This window comes from Comamonas sp. A23, assembly GCF_004522605.1.
In the GTDB taxonomy this organism is placed as follows: domain Bacteria; phylum Pseudomonadota; class Gammaproteobacteria; order Burkholderiales; family Burkholderiaceae_C; genus Comamonas; species Comamonas thiooxydans.
On sequence record NZ_RSDT01000009.1, the window covers coordinates 74,455 to 93,227 of the forward strand.

The 18,773-nt window shown below is 60.8% G+C and carries 16 protein-coding genes; 1 reads left to right on the forward strand and 15 read right to left on the reverse strand.

Annotated features, from left to right (window positions below; translation table 11 throughout):
• Window positions 1-80 precede the first annotated feature (80 nt).
• The 14 genes from EIC84_RS18870 to EIC84_RS18935 form a co-directional block, all read right to left on the reverse strand.
• The gene (locus EIC84_RS18870; RefSeq protein WP_229228232.1) at window positions 81-1,184 is read right to left on the reverse strand and encodes a dienelactone hydrolase family protein; all 1,104 of its coding nucleotides are present in this window, start codon (window positions 1,182-1,184) and stop codon (window positions 81-83) included.
• Between the two features lie 71 nt (window positions 1,185-1,255).
• Window positions 1,256-2,767, reverse strand: coding sequence for a DUF1302 domain-containing protein (locus EIC84_RS18875; RefSeq protein ID WP_004341209.1), 1,512 nt, complete (start codon window positions 2,765-2,767; stop codon window positions 1,256-1,258).
• Window positions 2,768-2,802: 35 nt separating this feature from the next.
• The gene (locus EIC84_RS18880; protein ID WP_004341210.1) at window positions 2,803-4,182 is read right to left on the reverse strand and encodes a DUF1329 domain-containing protein; all 1,380 of its coding nucleotides are present in this window, start codon (window positions 4,180-4,182) and stop codon (window positions 2,803-2,805) included.
• A 282-nt stretch (window positions 4,183-4,464) separates the two neighbouring features.
• The gene (locus EIC84_RS18885) at window positions 4,465-6,171 is read right to left on the reverse strand and encodes a class I adenylate-forming enzyme family protein (protein ID WP_004341211.1); all 1,707 of its coding nucleotides are present in this window, start codon (window positions 6,169-6,171) and stop codon (window positions 4,465-4,467) included.
• A 1-nt stretch (window position 6,172) separates the two neighbouring features.
• Window positions 6,173-7,300, reverse strand: coding sequence for an acyl-CoA dehydrogenase family protein (locus EIC84_RS18890; RefSeq protein ID WP_004341212.1), 1,128 nt, complete (start codon window positions 7,298-7,300; stop codon window positions 6,173-6,175).
• 132 nt (window positions 7,301-7,432) lie between these two features.
• The gene (locus EIC84_RS18895) at window positions 7,433-8,629 is read right to left on the reverse strand and encodes an acyl-CoA dehydrogenase family protein (RefSeq protein WP_004341213.1); all 1,197 of its coding nucleotides are present in this window, start codon (window positions 8,627-8,629) and stop codon (window positions 7,433-7,435) included.
• Window positions 8,630-8,641: 12 nt separating this feature from the next.
• Complete coding sequence (locus EIC84_RS18900; protein WP_004341214.1) at window positions 8,642-9,709, reverse strand: MBL fold metallo-hydrolase; 1,068 nt, start codon at window positions 9,707-9,709, stop codon at window positions 8,642-8,644.
• Window positions 9,702-11,513, reverse strand: coding sequence for a long-chain-acyl-CoA synthetase (locus EIC84_RS18905; RefSeq protein WP_004341215.1), 1,812 nt, complete (start codon window positions 11,511-11,513; stop codon window positions 9,702-9,704). The genes EIC84_RS18900 and EIC84_RS18905 overlap by 8 nt, the downstream gene beginning before the upstream one ends.
• Window positions 11,514-11,555: 42 nt before the next feature.
• The gene (locus tag EIC84_RS18910; RefSeq protein WP_004341216.1) at window positions 11,556-12,737 is read right to left on the reverse strand and encodes an acyl-CoA dehydrogenase family protein; all 1,182 of its coding nucleotides are present in this window, start codon (window positions 12,735-12,737) and stop codon (window positions 11,556-11,558) included.
• Window positions 12,738-12,754: 17 nt separating this feature from the next.
• Complete coding sequence (locus EIC84_RS18915) at window positions 12,755-13,927, reverse strand: lipid-transfer protein (protein WP_034363643.1); 1,173 nt, start codon at window positions 13,925-13,927, stop codon at window positions 12,755-12,757.
• Between the two features lie 32 nt (window positions 13,928-13,959).
• Entirely contained in the window at window positions 13,960-14,376 is a 417-nt protein-coding gene (locus EIC84_RS18920) for a MaoC family dehydratase (RefSeq protein ID WP_004341218.1), read from the reverse strand.
• A 12-nt stretch (window positions 14,377-14,388) separates the two neighbouring features.
• Window positions 14,389-15,492 carry an acyl-CoA dehydrogenase family protein gene (locus EIC84_RS18925; RefSeq protein WP_004341219.1) on the reverse strand — a complete coding sequence of 368 codons (1,104 nt, stop codon included), beginning with the start codon at window positions 15,490-15,492 and terminating at the stop codon, window positions 14,389-14,391.
• Between the two features lie 15 nt (window positions 15,493-15,507).
• Window positions 15,508-16,452: a Zn-ribbon domain-containing OB-fold protein gene (locus tag EIC84_RS18930; RefSeq protein WP_004341220.1), complete on the reverse strand. Its 945-nt coding sequence runs from the start codon at window positions 16,450-16,452 to the stop codon at window positions 15,508-15,510.
• An 18-nt stretch (window positions 16,453-16,470) separates the two neighbouring features.
• Window positions 16,471-17,262, reverse strand: a complete 792-nt coding sequence (locus tag EIC84_RS18935) for an SDR family oxidoreductase (RefSeq protein WP_034360305.1) — start codon at window positions 17,260-17,262, stop codon at window positions 16,471-16,473.
• Window positions 17,263-17,370: 108 nt separating this feature from the next.
• Between EIC84_RS18935 and EIC84_RS18940 the strand changes: the two genes are divergently transcribed.
• Window positions 17,371-18,183, forward strand: a complete 813-nt coding sequence (locus EIC84_RS18940; RefSeq protein WP_004341222.1) for an enoyl-CoA hydratase — start codon at window positions 17,371-17,373, stop codon at window positions 18,181-18,183.
• 59 nt (window positions 18,184-18,242) lie between these two features.
• On the opposite strand, the gene EIC84_RS18945 is transcribed toward EIC84_RS18940, so the two are convergent.
• Window positions 18,243-18,644, reverse strand: a complete 402-nt coding sequence (locus EIC84_RS18945; RefSeq protein ID WP_004341223.1) for a GFA family protein — start codon at window positions 18,642-18,644, stop codon at window positions 18,243-18,245.
• Window positions 18,645-18,773: the final 129 nt, after the last annotated feature.

Genomic DNA, 18,773 nt, shown 5'->3' on the forward strand with positions numbered 1-18,773 from the left:
CAAAAAACGAACTTTGGGCAAATTTGACAGGTGAAAAAGGCCAGCATTTGCTGGCCTTCTGCTTTTCCGCCGAGTCCTGTCTACTGCTCGAACTTCACCTTGAGAAACTGCAGCAACTGCTTGCCGGCCAGACTGCGTGCGGTTTCATCACGTCCGGCGATATAGCCCACCTTGACGCAGTCCCCCAGAGCCTTGCCGCTTTGCACCCGAATTCTGTAGCGGGTCTGGCGATCCGACTGAGCCCCGGCGGGAATCAGCGGCTGGCCGTTGAGGACGGGGAAGTCCTTGTCATTGAACTCTATCGTGCAGCCGGACAGGTAGGGGCGATTCGTCATCTCTCGTGGCTTGTCGCTTTCCCAATCATGGCCTGCTCTGGCATAAACCACGGTACTGACTTCGGAGCCCGCCTCACGCAGGATTTTTTCCTGCTGCGCACAGGCCACCAGATCATTCGATGCATCCTCCCCCGCTCTGAAGCTGAGCAGAGGCGAACCCGTGGTTTTGCGTGACTGCAGCAGCGCATAGCAAGGCCCGTAAAAGTCCACATGCAAGGCAAAGGGCTGAATGAAAGGCGCCAGCTTGTCGCGAATGCGCGCATCCAGGCTCATGCGTGCCGCAATTCCGCCTTTGGAAAATCCCATCACCCCGATACGCCAGCCATCGATGGCCGGGTGCTTGTTCAAGGCCTTGAGGGCGGCATAGGCATCGGCCACGGCATCGAACTCGGAGGTACCCATGATCTTGAGCGCATAAGGCATGTCTTCGCTGATGCCACGCGGCTTGAAGTTATCGACCAACAGCGCAGCTATGCCGTTGTCGGCCAGCATCTGGGCCGTTTCGCTCTCGCGCCCGGGAATGGCCCCAGCGCCACCTGGCAGGACAACCATGGCCGGCACCTGCTTCTTTTCGCTGGCCCCCTTGGGCAGGAACAGCTTTCCCATACCCATGGTTGCCTCTGCCTTGGCAGGCTGACTGAGCAGCACATCGAGGTCGTACGGACTGCTGGACTTGAAGCGGATATCGCCCTGTGTATCACCATGCAGCTCCGTGGGGGCCATCAAGGGAGCCACCTTGGGCAAAGGAGGCAAGGCGTCCAGCAGATACTGCCCCGATGCGGCACTGCTCATCAATCCCAGCGCCATGGCCCTCAAAGGGGTGATCCATTTTCCGGTCGTTATTTGCATGTACTCAGACCTCTTTCAAACACAAAAGCCCGGAGAGCCGGGCTTTTGTGGTGTTGGCTCGTTGGTGTGGTTCAGAACGAGTACTTGGCGGTAACAGACAGCTGGTCGCGGTCGGCCAGCGGGCGTGCACGCAGGGAATCGGCAGAAGGATTGCCCAGGTAGTTGATGTAGGCCACGTTGATCGAGAAATTGCTCTTGCGCACAAACGTCGCGCCAATGCTCAACCGGCTGTCGCTCTGGCCGCCGCCGAAGGTGCCGACCAGAGAACGGCCGCGCAGTTGCGACTGGTAGCTGATGGGGATGCTCAGATCCCAGCCTTCGAAGATGCCGGGGTAGCCCAGCGTCAGGGTCGCACCGGCCACCAGGGAATTACGGGTCTTGAAGCTCAGGTTATCGGTAGAGCTGCCATCGGCCACACTGATCACGCGAGAGCCGGAAATTTCGGCAGCCAGGGACATGTCGTCCGCGATACCGGTGCGGCCGATATTGAAGATACCGCCGACGTTGCCCTGCACCACATCGCCACGCACCGCCACACCATTGCCGTTGAGCACCGGCGTACCTTTTCGATAGCTCGCTTCACCAAATGCAGAGAACTTGCCGAAGGTCGTGCTGACCGTCGTTCCCAGCATCTTGATGTCGTCGAAATAGCGAACCTGATAGCCGGTAGGTATCGCACCATTCATGTTCACGACCAGCGATGGAGTGCGGTCGTTGTAGTTCAGGTAGTACAGACCGACTTCCGTCTCGTCGGTGACGCGGTAGCGACCGCCGATACCCCACTGACCCGAGCTGCTGGGCCGGATGTCGGTACCGCGTCGCAGGCCGCGACAGGTCGCACCGTTGTAGACGCCAAGACAGGAGGCGCCGGGACCCAGGGCATTGCTGGTGCTGGTGTACATGCCGGGAGCCGGCAGCAGCGTTTCATGGAAGCCGAACTGGTAGTGGCCCAGCAGCGAGAGTTTGGGACTGACTTCCAGCGAAGCCGAGATCTGATCTTCCGGCAGAAGGATTTCCTTGACCTCAGCGCCAGGCGAAGCTGCCTTTGCTGCATCGCTGGGTCCCTGGGCCGCAGCGATATTGGCAAAGTACATGGACTCGCCCCAGTTCACCACCTGCTTGCCCAGGCGTACCGTGGCGCGGGCCTCGCCCATGTTGAAGCTGGTGTAGGCGTAGGTATCCAGAAGGCGCGAATAGCCGCCACCATAGCGTTTGGCAGCAGAGTTGAACTCATTGACGGGACCTGCCGTGCTGATCGGTCCCTTGTTGTCGTTGCGCTGGTGATATACATCGTCATAAAAGGTGCTGGCATTCAGCACAAAGCCGCTGTCACCTTTTGACAGCTTGCTTTCCCAGACGGCACCCAGTCGGTTCGCCGTCAGAGCACCTTTCTTGAAATTGTTGTTGCCGTCCGTGTTCAGCACCGGAGACGGGTTATCCAGACGAACACCCAGGCCATAGCTCACGTTCAGACGCCAGTCGAACTTGAGGCCATCTCCCAGCTCGACAGTCTCCCCCGCCTGAACTGCTCCCATACCCAAGGACAGCAGCGCCGCCACTGCGATGGGCGTGAGTTTCTTCATATTGTTTTTCATAATGAGTCGCTCGTTGATAAAACTTAGTTGCCCGCGTTGCGTGCGGCTTCTGGTGTGAACATGGCGGGCACGAGATCACCCTTGTTCAGGATGGGGCCCTGGGGACGCTCCTGAAAAAGGTTGTAGCCCATGTAGCCGCCGGAATTCAGGTCGTGATAGAAGGACGTGCCTGCATGCCAGGCCTTGATGTCAAAGGAGTAGTAGTAGTTGATGAAGGCGTGCTGCCACAACTGGCCACGCGCGTCGTACATGTCCGCGGCCACGGCCTGGCCGGTGTCCTCGTCCACGAACAGCACACGCTTGCCATAGACATGCCGGAAACCGTCCTTCAGCGTGCCTTCCACCGCCCAGACTCTGCGCAACTCGTAGCGCATGAAGTCGGGGTTGGCATGACCGGGCTTGAGCAGGTCGGCATACTTCACCGTGGGCTGATGGATCTTGTAGTTATTGGCGGGGATATACATCTCCTTCTTGCCCAGCAGCTTCCAGTTGTAGCGCTCTGGCGAGCCATTGAAGAGACGATCCGAGTCGATGGTCATCTTGCCGCCGGTGCCAGCCATGGGCTGATCAAAGCCATACTCGGGCACCTGGCGCACGCGGCGTGTACCGGGGTCATAGCTCCAGGCCAGGCGCTTGTCCTTGCCGAAATTGACGGGCTCCACCGAGTGGGTCACACCGCCCTTTTCACGCTCGGGAGCCAGCGTTCTGGTGCGGGTATAGGCCATCACGCCCTCGACCGGCTTGCCAAGCATTTCAGGCTTGTTGACCATGTCCAGGTTCAGGTTCTGCATACGGCCAAAGCTCATGCTGCCGTCTGACAGCACATTCGCCATGTCACGCGTGATGGCCTCGGTGTAGGCACGCGTGGGCAGCAGGTTGTTCCAGATCACTTCCTGCCCGGTCTTGGGAATCGGGAAGTTGATCGCACCAAAGCTGCCCTTGATTCCCATGCCGTTATCGACGACCTCGGACTCCAGTGCATTCTTCTTCAACACTGCGCAGACCTCATCGGTGTAGCGGAAATCGCGATGCCCCTTGTAGACCGGCATCTGCATGGTCTTGGAATACTTCTGGAACATGGCTTTCTGACCAGCACTGAGCTTGTCGCCATACTTCTCCATGTTCTCTGCAGTGATCACGAACAGTGGTTTTTCATCGGCATAGATATCCACGGGGTGCTTGCCGCTGGATTGCACATGAGCCACGCCTGCAGGGGCACCGACCCATTTGCCTGTGAACTCTGGAATCGTGCCTTCCTTGTTGCCGGCCTTGATGGCACCCACGCATGTCAATTCCTTGCCCAGCTGTTCTGCCTCGTTCGCCGGCACCTTCGCCCATACCGACGTCGCCACCATCAAACCCACTGCCGCTGCGAGTGGAGTCTTGGCTGTCACAAACTTCATCTCTGTCTCCTAGGTTCTAGAACTTATTTTTGGCGGGTGCTACAAACGAGGTACATTGCCTCGCATCACCCCATTGGTTTTGCCGTTTGCAGGCAGTTGCATACTGCGCCAGCAGGTCTCTTCAACCATCGTCTGAGTTGACTACTGACAGACCCTAGCGACCTAGTCCACATGGGTCACCTGAAGCGCCGCCCCGAATGAAAAAAGCCTGCTGGTGCACGAAGCAGCAGCAGGCTTTCGGAGCGTGATCGGGAAAGTCCCAGGACCACCCAATTCCGTGAATCAGGTCAGCAGGTGAGCGCACTCCTTGCGAATCGATGCCTTGAGCATCTTGCCTGCGGGATTGCGAGGCAAAGGCTCGGCACGAACAACGATCCGACTGGGAACCTTGTAGCTCGCCAGCCGCTGTGCCACGAACTCGCGAAGCAGCTCGGGAGTCACCTGACTCCCGGTCTTCCCGACCACCACGGCAACGACCTGCTCGCCCGTTACCTCATGCGGCATGGAGAACACAGCAGCCTCCTCCAGTGCCTCATGCTGCAGCAGACAGGCCTCGACCTCCGCCGCAGCAATCTTTTCACCGCTGCGGTTGATCACGTCCTTGATGCGATCGACGATGGTCAAAAAGCCTTCATCGTCCAGAACTCCTATGTCTCCGGTGTGGAACCAGCCGCCCTGCATGGCTTTGGCTGTGGCCTCTGCATCACCGCAATAGCGCTCCATCAGGGTCACGCCACGCAGCCAGACCTCACCGGGCTCACCGATAGGCAAGGCTGTGCCATCCAGGTCTGCGATTCGTACCTCGATGATGGGCGACAGCACCCCCGAGCTGCGCGGATGCGCCTCGAACATGCGCCCCGAGCTGCCTGCGCAGACGCCATTGGATTCGGTCAGTCCAAATCCAATGCCTGACATGCGCCCCTTGAACTTGGCCAACACCTCATCGATCAGGCGCGGGTGCAGGCCCGCTCCGCCAAAGCCCACACCGGAGAGATTGCCAGAGCTTTCAGGCTGCTCGAAGCCGGGCAGTCCAATGAGCTGCTGCACCATGCTGGGCGCACCATTGAACTGCGTGACCTTTTCCTTGCGAATCAGCTCGGCAGCCTTCTCTGGCTCCCAGCGGTGCACGAAGATCAGGCGGCGACCATGGCGCAGGCTGACCAGCAGCTGGGCATGCAGGCCGCTGACATGAAACAGAGGAACTGCCGACAAGATCGTGGGCTGCAGCTGTCGCGCCATGATGGCGGCGATGGCGTCCGGCGAAGTCATGGCTGCCACTGCACCGATGAAGTCAATATTGAAGATGCCCTGGCAAACGGCGCGATGGGTGGATTCCACGCCTTTGGCTCGGCTGGTGGCGCCCGAAGTGAACAGAATCAGCGCAGGCTCATCGGCACTCAGCTGCGGCGACACAAAGCCATCATGACCGCCTGCGGTCAACTCCGACCAGCTGATATCGCCCCCCTCGCCATCCACCACCACCACCTTGATGGCCGTCTGCGCAATGGCCTGGCTGATGCGAGCATGGCGGTCCGCGTCACAGATCAGCATCACCGGCCGGGTGTCCTCCAGATTGGCCATCAGCTCGCTGCTCAGGCCAAAGCTGTTCAAAGGCACCGGCACTGCGCCAAGCAAGGCAATGGCAGCAAAAGCCACGGCCCATTCGGGACGGTTGCGCATGGCAATCGCCACCCGGTCGCCGGGCTTGATACCGCACTGCTTCTGCAAACGACTGGCCAGTGCATCGGCTGCTGCAAAGAACCTGTCAAATGTCCATCGATCCTCGCCATAGACCATGAACTCGGCCGCACCATGAACCCGGCCGGCGTCAATTACCTGTGCCAGATTCTGAAAGGCATTGCGATAGGCTGCCACGCTGCGCCCATCGGACAGCGTGACCTGCTGCACTTCAAAAGGTGCGCCCTGCGAAGTCAGCTGCGCACGAATGTTCCTGATCTTTTCACCCATAGAAACCAAGGCATCGCTCATCTCAGAAACCTTTCAGTTGTGCAAAGCGGTTGCGGTGATAACCACCGTCGCCCAGCAGGCGTTGCAAGACACGTGCCCGCTTGAAGAACAGGCCAATATCCAGTTCATCGGTCACCCCGATGCCGCCATGCAACTGGATCGCCTCGTTGCACAGCTTCTCGCACAAGTCAGATGCCTTGGCCTTGGCTGCGCTGACCAGCTCGGGCACCTTGGCTTCCAAACCTGAATCAATGGCCTCGAAAGCTGCCAGCACACAGCTCTCCAGCAGCTCAAGCTCCACATACAGACGTGCAGCACGGTGCTGCAACGCCTGGAATGAGCCGATCTGTACGTCGAACTGAACGCGCTCCTTCAGATAGCTAACCGTACGATCAAACACCTCACGCATCAGACCCAGAGACTCTGCGGCCAGGCAGGCACGGGCTCGGTCCAGCACTTCATCAAGCACCTGAGCAGCGGGCCGGGCCACCAACGCCATATCAGCGCTCAGCTCCACCTTATCGAACTGCACGCGGGCCATGTTACGGCTGTCAATCATGCACATGGGTTTGATGCTGACGCCTTGTGCATCAGCTGGCACCAGCCACAAACCGGGAGCACCTTCGCCAGACGCCGCCAGCACCATAAAGCCATTGGCGCCCACGCCATCCATCACAAAGGCTTTCTCACCGCTCAGGCACCAGCCCGTGCTGGTCTGCTCGGCTACCGTGCTCAATCTGGCTGAAAGATGCTGGCCGGACTTTTCATCCAGAGCCAGTGCCAGCCTGGCCTGCCCGCTGCCCAGCAGGGGCAGCCACTGCGCCTGCTGGGCTTCGGAGCCGGCGCGAATCAGCAGCTCAGGTGCGATCACGGCCTGGCTCAGCAGCGGCTGTGCCGACAGGTTTCGGCCGATGGCTTCAAACACGGCGCCCATGCCCAGATAGCCCGCAGCCAGCCCGTCATGCGACTCGGGCAGCACCGCCACGGGCCACCCCATCTCCACCATCTGCTGCCACAGTTGTGTATCAAAGCCCTGTTCCACCTTGTCATCCCGCAGACGGCGCTGCTGGGCCACGGGTGCTTCCTGCGCGAGAAAGGCAACAGCACTGTCCTTGAGCAATTCCTGCTCTTGCGACAAAAGCATGGTCATATTCTTGTCTCCATTTCAATTCGTTATCCTCAGCCTGCGCGACCACCACTGCCCAGCTCAGAGACGGCAAGCAAGGGCCCAGACAGCCCCTCCCCCCGCAGCGAGGCTGTCGCCGCACAGCGGCTCAGGGGGTCAAGGCAATTCCAGCACTCGCTTGGCAATGATGTTCAGTTGCACTTCCGAACTTCCGCCTGCAATCGTGTAGCTCTTGGAGCGCAGCCATGCACGACCTATATCGATCTCATCGGCTGTGAAATCATCGCCAGCCTCCCAGCCCAGACCGCGCAGGCCCAGCACCTGCTCCAGCAGTTCGTACTTGGCAACTTCCTGCTCGGTCTGCACCAGCTTCATGATGCTGGAGGGGCCTGCAACGTCCTGACGCGCCAGAGCCTTCTCGGTCACCCGACGATGGGTCAGGGCGAAAGACTGTGCATCCATCAGCAGTCCTGCCAGCTTCTCGCGCAGCACACCATCGCTGATCCGCCCCTGCTCGTCCACCATGTAGGGCAAGGCGGTCTTGAGTGCATCGTGCGACGGCGCACCACCTTCCGTGAACTTGGACATGGCTGCACGCTCATGCTGGAGCAGCTTTTTGGCCAGCGACCAGCCTTCGCCTTCCTTGCCCACAAGCTGTCGCACAGGCACCCGCACATCGTCGAAGAAGACCTGACAGAAACTGGACTTGCCGCTGATCAGCTCTATGGGCTTGACCGTGACGCCGGGACTCTTCATGTCGATCAGCAAAAAGCTGATGCCGTCTTGCTTCTTGCCTTCGCTGCTGGTGCGCACCAGCGCATACATCCAGTCGCCCTTGTCTCCGTCCGAGGTCCAGATCTTGCCCCCGTTGACGATATAGGCCTCGCCCTGCTCGTCCGTCACGCGCCTGGCCGAGGTCTTGAGGCTGGCCAGATCCGAACCGGCATTGGGCTCCGAAAAGCCCTGACACCAGCGCTGCTCGCCGCGCATCATGGGAACCAGATGCTCAAGCTTTTGCTCATGCGTCCCCACCTCCACCAGAACCGGCCCCAGCATCCACACGCCCAGGTTGTACTGGGGCTGACGGCAGCCAAGACGGGCCATCTCCGTGTCCAGGATACGGGCTTCCCTCGGGGAGAGTCCACCGCCGCCGTATTCACGCGGCCATGACGGTGCAAACCAGCCACGGTCGCGCATGCGCTCGAACCACAGCTTCTGATCCTCGTTCAGAAACTGCAGCTTGGAGCTGCCCCAGACCATCTCCTCTGAAACAATGGGCCGGCGCATGCTCGCAGGACAGTTCTCCTCCAGCCACTGCGCCACTTCTTGTTTGAATGTTTCGAGTTCCGTCATGGCTTCCTTACCTCAGGCCAACGAGAAATATGCAATCTTGCCCTCACCCGGGGTACGCAGCAGCGTTCCATCCTGGTGAAGCAGGTTCAAATGGGCTATCGTTTCCCCTAGGGCCATCAGGCGATCCACGGGGCTGCGCAGCCTGGGAAAGAGCACGGGCACCAGCTCGGCAGCCGTTGCCCGTCCTACCTGGCCCAGATGTCCGGTCAGCAGTGCAAACTGCTCGGCATGGTGCTCGAGCACCTGCACCAGGCGCTCATGCAGGCCGTAGAAAACGCCCTGGTGCGATGGAAGCACCAAGGTCTCGGCCGGCAGCTCACGCAAACGATGCAGCGAATCGATCCAGAGTTTGAGCGGATTGCCTTCGGGCTCGATGGGGCTGACCATCACATTCGAGGTGATGCGCGGCAGCACCTGATCACCGGCCAGCAGAATGCCGTCTTCCTCGCAATACAGACAGGCATGCTCGGGCGAGTGCCCCTCGCCCAGCACAATGCGCCACCGACGCTCCCCGATCTGCAGCACCTCACCCGGATGAATGCGCTGGTAATGGCTGGGCTGCCTGGGCATGAACGGATCCTTGCGCATGGCAGCCAGCATGTCGTCCAGCTCTTCGCTGCTCACCCCGGCACGCGCATAGAAATCGCGATGCGCCTCGGGCAGAGGATCGGGCGGCGGCCCCATCAGCGAGCGCAGCATCATGAACTCGCCATAGCTCATGAGCAGCGGCACGCCAAAGCGCTCCTGCAACCACCATGCCGCACCCGCATGGTCATAGTGACAATGGGTGCAGATCACACGGGTCAGCGGCTGGCTGGCCAATTTCTCCGTGAAGATCTTCTCCCACAGCTCGAAGGTGCCGGGAATTCCCAGCCCCGTATCGACCACCGCCCAGCCGTCGCCGTCCCTGAGCAGATAGACATTGATATGGTCCAGAGCCATGGGCATGGGCATGCGCAGCCACAGCAGACCGGGGACGATCTCCACATGGCTGCCATCGGCTGCAGGCGCCGCAAAGGGATAACGCAGCACATCTGCGGGCTTGGCCCGTACGCGCTCCTGCGCGACGGCGCTATCCACGCAGAGCCTCTTCAAGCGTTGCAGCGGTCAGCGGCACATAGGTCTGCAGCTTGTCATTGCGTATAAACAGCGGGTCGCCAGTCTGAGCGCTGTCATAGCCCTGCTTTTGCAGATCCACCTTGCGCAGCTTGTAGTTGCCGGTCATGTCCGGCGTATCCATCAGACGCACGAACAGTGGTGCCGCATAGCGCGGCAGACGAACGATGGCCATCTTCCAGAAGGCCTTGGGATCGAATTGGGCTCCCTCATGCATCACCAACGCTGCCATGCCCGCACGGCCACCGTGACCGGGAACCTGCACACCATAGACGGTAATCGCATCCAGCCCCTGGTAGTCTCCGAGTGCGTCGCTGACTTCCATGGTCGAGACGTTCTCGCTCTTCCAGCGGAAGGTATCGCCGATACGGTCCACAAACCAGCAGTAGCCGTCTTCGTCGCAGCGCAGCAGGTCGCCCGATGTCCACCACACATCGCCCTGCTGGAAGACATTGCGCAGCAGCTTCTTTTCGGAGGCCTCCTCGCTGGTATAGCCTTCAAAGCGCCCAGCAACCACACCGGGATACTGGATGACCATGCCGATGGCCTCGCCGGGCTCGTTCACGCCGGCCAATTGCAAGAAGCCGTTTTCATCTCGGATGTAATCGCCTTTTTCCTGGTCGTAGCGAACCAAGCGCAAATTGGTTTTTTCCCAGAAGGGAACGCGGCCGCAGGAGCCGATGCGATTGTCCAGATTGATGGTATTGGTGTTGGACTCCGTGCCTCCCCAGCCTTCATAGATCTGGAACACGGCGCCAAAGCGCGATGTCCATTGCTGCCAGATCTCCGGCGTGAGACCGGTTCCGGCCATCTTGCGCAAGCTGTGCTCCCGGTCGCTGTCCGTCGCGGGCACGCTGAGCAGGAAGCGGCAGATCTCCCCCACATACTGGCAAAAGGTAATGCCATGTGCGCGGATATCGCGCCAGAACTCGCTGCGGCTGAACTTGCGGCGCACCACGATGCGCGCTCCTGCAGCCATGGCGGTTGCCGTCAGCGACATGGAAGCCGCGCCGTGGTAGAGCGGCAAAAAGCAGTAGAAGCAGTCATCCTGGGTGATCTCCCACAGCAGCTGCATGGAGTCCCCCGCCATCAGCCAGCGTGCATGGCTGATGACCGCGGCCTTCGGCAGGCCGGTGGTGCCGGAGGTAAATATGTACTGCGCCGTATCGCCGGCCACCACGCCCTCGCGCCATGCAAGCGGTACGGGGGAGCCGTCCTGGCTCATGGCCAGTGCCTGCAGATCCGGTCCGAATTGCGACAGGACTTCCGCTGCCGCGGGCCTGTCCTCATCCTGCCAGTGCCAGTAGCTCAGCGCGGTGTTCAGCCCTTCGGTCTGCGCAAAGCGCTCTGCACACTCCTCGCCCACGATCACATGGCTGGCGTTGGTCACCTCCAGTGCATGCGTCAGAGGCTTGCCCATCACATGGGTGTTGATGAAGGCCACCACGGCACCCAGCTTGGCCACGCCAAACCAGGCAAAGAAAAAGGCTGGGCGATTCTCGATGGCCATGGCCACCACATCGCCCTTTCTCACACCCTGCTCGTGCAACGCACGTGCCACTTGATTGGCGCGCTGGTTGAATTGCGCATAGGTGTAGCGCACATCGCCTTCGATCAGAAAAATGCGCTCGCCGAAATCTCGCGCACAGTCCTCCAGACGATCAGCCATGGTGTAGGGCGTATCGGCCAGGTACTTGGCCGCAATGGGCGCGCGACGATCCAGCTTGAGCTGGGTCTGCTCGCGCGACACCACAGTCGTGTCGCTCATCACATGTCTCCTTGGTATTTGTTATGTGTGAGATGTCTTCGATCAGCGCTGGGGGCGCGGCATGCCGAGGCCGAACTGGGCAATCAGCTCGCGCTGAATCTCGTTCGTGCCGCCACCGAAGGTGTTGATGGTGGAGGCGCGCAGCTCATACTCCAGCTCGCCCATCAGATAGGAAGCCGCCGAGCCACCACGCACCAGAGCGCTGCTGCCCACGATGTCCATCAATCGATGCAGCACCTCGACCACGCCTTCCGAGCCATAGACCTTGGTGGCAGATGCCAGGCTCACGTCCATGGCACCGGCTTCCAGACTGGCCGCGATGCGGAAGTTGGTCAGTCGCATGGCTTCAAGGCGGGCATAGCACTCCGCAAGACTGCGTCGCACCCAGGCCTGATCGACAGCGCGACGGCCCTGCTCATCCTTGGCCTTGGCCCATTGCAGCACCTTGACGAAGGGAGCAAACACCTTGTCCGACCAGGCCCCCAGACCCAGGCGCTCGTGGTTGAGCTGTGCAGTGATCAGCTTCCAGCCCCCATTGAGCTCGCCGATCAAACGTGCTGCCGGCACTTCAACGTTGTCGAAGTACGTGGCTGCCGTGTAGTTGCCCACGGTCTGAATCAGCGTATGCGAAAAGCCCTTGTCCCTGGTATCCACCACCATGATGGAAATACCCTTGTGGCGAGCCAGTTCCTGGTTGGTACGTGCGGCCAGCCACACATAGTCGGCAGATTCGATGCCCGAAGTCCACAGCTTCTGGCCGTTGACCACGAAATGCCCGGTCTGAAGATCGCCCTGCAGCTGAGCCTGTGTCTTGAGCATAGCGAGGTCGGAGCCAGCACCGGGCTCGGAGTAGCCAATGGCGAAAATGATGTCGCCGCTGGCCATGCCGGGCAGAAACTCCTGCTTCTGCGTCTCGGTGCCATGCTCCATCAGCGCGGGGCCGACGGTGCTGATGGTGACGAAAGGCAGGGGAGCTCCGGCAATATTGGCTTCTTCAAAAAAGATCAGCTGCTCGGTGGCCGACAGGCCCTGGCCGCCGAATTCCTTGGGCCAGCCTATGGCCAGCCAGCCATCGCGCCCCATCTTGCGGATCAGTTCGCGGTACTCGTCGCCGCCCTCGGCACCGCGCATGCGGGCCTTGAGCTCGGGCGTCATCAACGCCTGAAAGTAGTCACGGCACTTCAGGCGCAGCGCATGCTGCTCGGGAGTCAGGTCAATGAACATGAATGTCTCCCTTGCCATCAGGCCTCATCGCCCAGAATCAGGCCGCTGGTGGGTACGCCTGTACCGGCGGTCACCACCATGTTGTGCACGTCCTTGACCTGATTGACGGAGCTGCCGCGAATCTGGCGCACGGCTTCGGCAATGCCGTTCATGCCATGGATATAGGCTTCGCCCAGCTGGCCGCCATGGGTGTTGATGGGCATGGAGCCGCCGCGTGCATGCTCGCCTGCGCGAATGAAATCCTTGGCCTCGCCGCGCTTGACGAAACCAAACTCCTCGAGCTGAGGCAGCACAAAGGGCGAAAAATGGTCGTACAGCACTGCGCTTTGCACATCCTTGGGAGTCAGGCGGCTTTGCTGCCACAGCTGACTGGCGACATGCCCCATTTCAGGCAGGCCGGTGATGTCCTCGCGGTAAAACGAGGTCATGGACTGCTGACCGTCAGAGATACCCTGGGCCGCCGCCTTGATGTAGACCGGCTTGGCCTTCATCTCACGGGCACGGTCGCTCGATGTGATGACCATGGCCACGGCCCCGTCGGACTCCTGACAGCAGTCCAGCAGGTGCAGCGGCTCGCAGATCCAGCGGCTGGCCTGGTGCTCCTCCAGTGTGATGGGCTTGCCGTAGAAGAATGCGTTGGGATTGGTGGCGGCAAAGTCGCGCACGGCCACGGCCACACGGCCGAAGTCCTCGCTGGTCGCACCGAAGGCATGCATATAGCGGCGGGCAAACATGCCCACCCAGGATGCCGGCGTGTGAAAGCCGTGGGGCATGTACCAGCCATAGTTCACATTGTCAAAGAATGGCGCGCTACCAAAACCATAGCTGCCGGTACCAAAGCGATACCAGCTGCGCTCATTCATGGCGCGGTAGACCACGACGGTCTTGGCAATGCCCGTGGCCACGGCCATGGCCGCATGCAGCACGGGGCCGCAGGCCGCACCACCACCATGCGGAACCTGCGAGAAAAAGCTCACATTGCGAGCCCCGAGCAGGCGGGCGATTTCATACTCGGGGACCTTGTCCACGGAGTACGAGGAAAAGCCGTCCACCTCCTTGGGGTCTATGCCGGCATCGCTCAGCGCAGCCAGCGTGGCTTCCATGGCCAGACGCAGCTCGGTACGGCCCGAGTTCTTGGAAAATTCTGTTGCACCCAGGCCCACAATGGCGGCGCGACCGGAAATATTCATATCGTTCACAGGAATGTCTCCGCTTGTTGTTCTTAGGCCAGGGCCACTTGCACGGTGCCGCTGACGTGAGAGCCCATGGAATTGCTGCCCTTGAGCATGATCTGAACGCTGCGCGTGGCCTCGTTCTTCTCGGTCACGGAGCCCGTGAACTTCATGGTGTCGCCGGGGTAATTGGGAGCCCCCAGGCGAATCTTCAGATCCATGAGGCGCGCCTCGTCGCCAGCCCAGCTCTCGACAAAGCTCTGCACCAGACCGTTGGTGGTCAGGATGTTCATGAAGATATGGGGCGAGCCCAGCTCTCGCGCGGCGTCGCGGTCATGATGTCCGGGGAAATAGTCACGTGTGGCGATGGCGCCGCCGGCAATCAGCGGCACGGTGATGGGCACGCTGACGGGCTGCAGTTCGTCACCCACGTTCACCGACTCGAAGCGAATAGATTGGTTTGCCATGTTGTTGTCTCCTTAGCGGTCTTCGGGCAGGTCGTACTTCCAGCCGAGCGTGTCGTTGTCTGCGAGCCACTGGCCCAGCGCTTGCAGGTGCTGCTCGGCGCTGCCGAGCTCGGCAGCCAGTGCACGACACCAGAACATGAAGCGGTGAATGTGATAGGTCACATCCACGCCCATGCCGCCATGCACATGCTGTGCAACGCGGCCCACCTTCAGGCCCAGCTCGTTGGACTGGGCGCGCACCGCGTGGGCCTGCGGCACGCAGGGCAGGCCGGCATCCAGACGCCAGACCAGCTGGCTCAGCGCGCCGCGCTGGGCCTGCATGAGGATGTAGCCGTCGGCCATCTGGCCCTGTACCAGCTGGAAAGTACCGATGGGACGGTCGAACTGCTTGCGCTCGCTCACATACTCCACGGTGCGACGCAGCTGCTCCTGTGTCACGCCCTGCTGCAGGCTGGCCAGGCAGGCGATTGCCATTTCGTTGACCCAGTCCAGCGCACGGCCGCCCAGCACGGCCAGCACCGGCGTGTTGCGAAAGCTGATGTCGGCCACCGCACAGTAGTCTTCGCGCATGCCGGCCACGCGGCTGACACCATCCGCCTGCAGGCTCACCAGCACCAGCTTGATCTCATCGCCCGCCGCCGCGGCCACCAGAGCCACCCTGGCCTGTTCGCCCAGTGGCACGGCTTGCAGCTGGCCTTTGAGTCGCTCACCCTGCAGCTCAAGCGCCGGCCCGCGTGTAGCCACGGCTGCCTGCAGGGACAGAGCCAGCAACTCGCCCTCCATGGCTGACTGAACGACTGCGTCCTGTCCCTCGGCAAACCTGGCAATCGCGGCCGCAGCGACCTGCTGCTGCCACAGCGGAACCTGCGCCAGCGCACGGCCTTGCTGCTCCAGCACGGCCAGCATCTCGCTCATTCCCAGACCCAGGCCGCCTGCAGCTTCCGGCACCAGGATGCTGTGCAGGCCCGCAGCCACGCACTGCTGCCACAGATCCTGCATGAAAGGCTGGCCCGAGGCATCGTGCTCGCGCAGCTTGTCGTCGGTGCAATAGTCTGCAAACAGGCTTTGCGCCATGTCTGCGAATGCACGTTGGTCTTCACTGAGTTGAAAGTCCATGACGGTCTCCTCGCATCAGCCCACGGGACGGAACTGGGCCAGAGTCAGATCACCGTCGAAGGTGTTGAACTCAACCTGCACCTTTTGACCGATCTGCACCTCTCCGGGCTTGACGCCGACCAGCTGGGCAATCAGACGCACGCCCTCCTGCAACTCCACCAGACCGATGGGATTGGGGTGGTCGAAAGGCGGTACTTCGGGGTAGTGCATGACCACGAACGAGTACACCGTGCCCTTGCCGCTGGCCTCCACCGTGTCCCAGTCGAACGAATGGCACTTGGGGCAGACGGGACCCGGTGGATGGTGCAGATCGCCGCAGCTCTTGCAGCGCTGAATCAGGAGCTTGCCTTCCTTCAGGCCTTCCCAGAAGAAACGGTTGTCATCGCTCACGCCTGGTGCGGGTCGCTTGATCTTCGGGACGGCAGCCTGCGCGGGATCGGCCTTTTGCGCATTGGCGGGACGGAACTTGAAGACGCGGAACATCAACTGGCCGACCTTCTCGTCTTCGCCGTTCGCTGCCTTGATCGAGAAGTACTCCATGATCTGCGTGACAAAGTAACCCGTGCCCAGGGCCGTGGTCTTCTCTTCGCTGATGGCTTCCAGGCATGTCGTGTAGTACAGGTCTTCACCTTCGAGCACATCGCGCTCGAAGCTCAGCTCGGAATTCACCGCCACGGTGGAAGGAAAGTCGTGCGCTTCGATCAGCTTCAGAACTTCATAAGGATTCTCTGTCGTGGAGCCTGGCGGGTAGTTGTTCTGCACCGGCCCTTCCATGCACCAGACCTGCAGCATCGCGGGAGGTGCAATGGTCTTGCCATCCTTGTTAGTCTTTACGGCCACCCCCATCAGCTCGCTCCACTGACGAATCATGGGGCTGTTGACTTTGTCCCAGGCATAGACACGCCCGTATTGCTTGCCCACGTATGCGCGGACCCCTGCCATCCAGTCTTGATCGGTCAAGATTGTCTCCTTTGAAATTCAGTGTTTTTGTTGCACGGATTCCGAGTTCGATGCGCTCAGAAATGCGGGGCGCTCACCACCGCCATGCAGCAGCAGATTGGTGCCGCTCATGTAAGAAGCGTTTTCGGAAGCCACATACAGACAGGCATTGGCAATGTCCTGCGGCTCGGCCAGACGACCCGCAGGAATGGTCCCGGCGACAGAGGCAATTCCCGCCTCATCCCCGAAATGCAGGTGCGACTGTTCGGTGCGCACCAGGCCGGGGCTGACCGCCACCACACGCACCTTGGGCGCCCACTCCACGGCCAGAGAACTGACCAGGCTCAGCACTGCAGCCTTGGCCGCTCCATAGGCCGCCGTACCGGGGGAAGGACGCAGCGCGCTGATGCTGCCGATGCAGACAATCACGCCACCGCCGTCCTGCTGCTGCATCACGGCATTGGCGGCCTGCGAGGCATGCAGGGTCGAAAACAGATTCAGGCGCAGCACGCTTTCGTGAAAGCGCGGAGACACCGTGGCCGCATCCACATGGGGAGCGCCACCGGCGTTGTTGACGAGAACGTCCAGACGACCATGGCGGCGCTGCACCTCATCGACCATGTCCTTGACGGCCTGGGCCTCGCGCACATCGCATGCAACGAAGTCTGCGCTGCTGCCATTGATGCTTGGCAACGCTTCAGGTTGCTGACGGCCGCACACCACCACCGTGGCACCTGCCGCGAGAAACGCCTGGGCAATGCCCTTGCCGATGCCCTTGGTGCCGCCAGTGACCAGCACCACCTTGTCTTGAAAGCTTTTGTTCGTATCCATGCCTGCCAATTTAGGTTTCGGCACCAGCAGCAGATACGTCCAAAAGGACGATGTTGGTCCATCCCTTGAAAACGACCATCGTCCCTGTTCAACTCCTTGGGAATTCCTATGTCGGCATCGCTTTCCGCTATTGAAAACATGGACACCGCGCAGCGAGAGCTACTGGTTCGGCATCAGGACCATGGCGTGGCAATCGTTCAACTCAACCGCCCCGAGGCAACGAACGCGCTGAGTCTTTCTCTGCAGGCTGCACTGTCCAGGACCTTCGCCGAGCTGAGCGCAGACGCCAGCGTGCGCTGCATCGTTCTGACCGGCGGCGACAAGGTGTTTGCGGCAGGCGGGGACATCAAGAGCATGAATTCCTGCGGCCCCATAGAAATCATGAAGCGCCACACAGAGCGCGTCTGGGCCCCCATTGAGAAGTGCCCCAAGCCCATCATTGCGGCGGTCTGCGGCTATGCCTTTGGCGGCGGGGCCGAGCTGGCCATGCATTGCGACATCATCATTGCCGGCCGGGGTGCCAGCTTTGCCCAGCCCGAGATTCGCATCGGCATCATGCCCGGCATCGGCGGCACCCAGCGGCTGGTGCGCGCCGTGGGCAAGTTCCAGGCCATGCGCATTCTGCTGACGGGCAAACCCGTCAGCGCCGAAGAAGCCTACGCCATGGGTCTGGTCAGCCTAGTCTGTGCAGACGATCAGGTAATCCCTGAGGCGCTGAAAATGGCGAAGCTGATTGCCAATATGCCGCCACTGGCCGTGGAACAGATCAAGGAAGTGGTGATTGCCGGCATGGACGCATCGCTCGATGCCGCCCTGATGCTGGAGCGCAAGGCCAACCAGATCCTGTTTGCGACCCGCGACCAGAAGGAAGGCATGAATGCGTTTATTGAGAAACGCCAGCCGGTGTTCAAGGGGGAGTGAACGCATCAACATCGCCTTGCACGAGGCCGGTGCAGCAGCCCGAGGGGCTAAGGCGGCCCTCAGTCATTGCGCATGCAGCCACCGGCAAAGCTTGACCACAAAGGCTGCGACTCCAGATGCGCATGCTTTTGCTTGAGCGCCGAAAAAGGCGAGTCCAGCGTGCCCAGTGCGATACATATCCAGTCGGCCCAGTCACCGGCCTGTCTGGACCAGAACAGGGATGAACCGCAGTGCTGGCAAAACTGCCTGTGCACGGAAGCCGACGATGCATAGGATTTGATGTCGCTTTGCCCGGAGACTATGCACAAATCCTTGCGCGGCACGGCGCCATAGCTCGCGAACGCGGAGCCATGGCTTTTGCGGCACTGCCCGCAATGGCAGTGGGTCACGGCCCTGGGCGGCGACAGCAGCCGATAGCCGACTCTTGCACATAAACAGCTTCCCAGATAGTTCTCGGGCACGACTCAGTCTCCAAATCCCCTATCCCCAACACCTGGTCCGCAGGCATCGAATATCTGCCGCTGCGTGTCTGCATGCATCCCATATGCCTTGACCGCCCCGGCGCTGCCGGGCAAGGCCGCGTTCCGAAT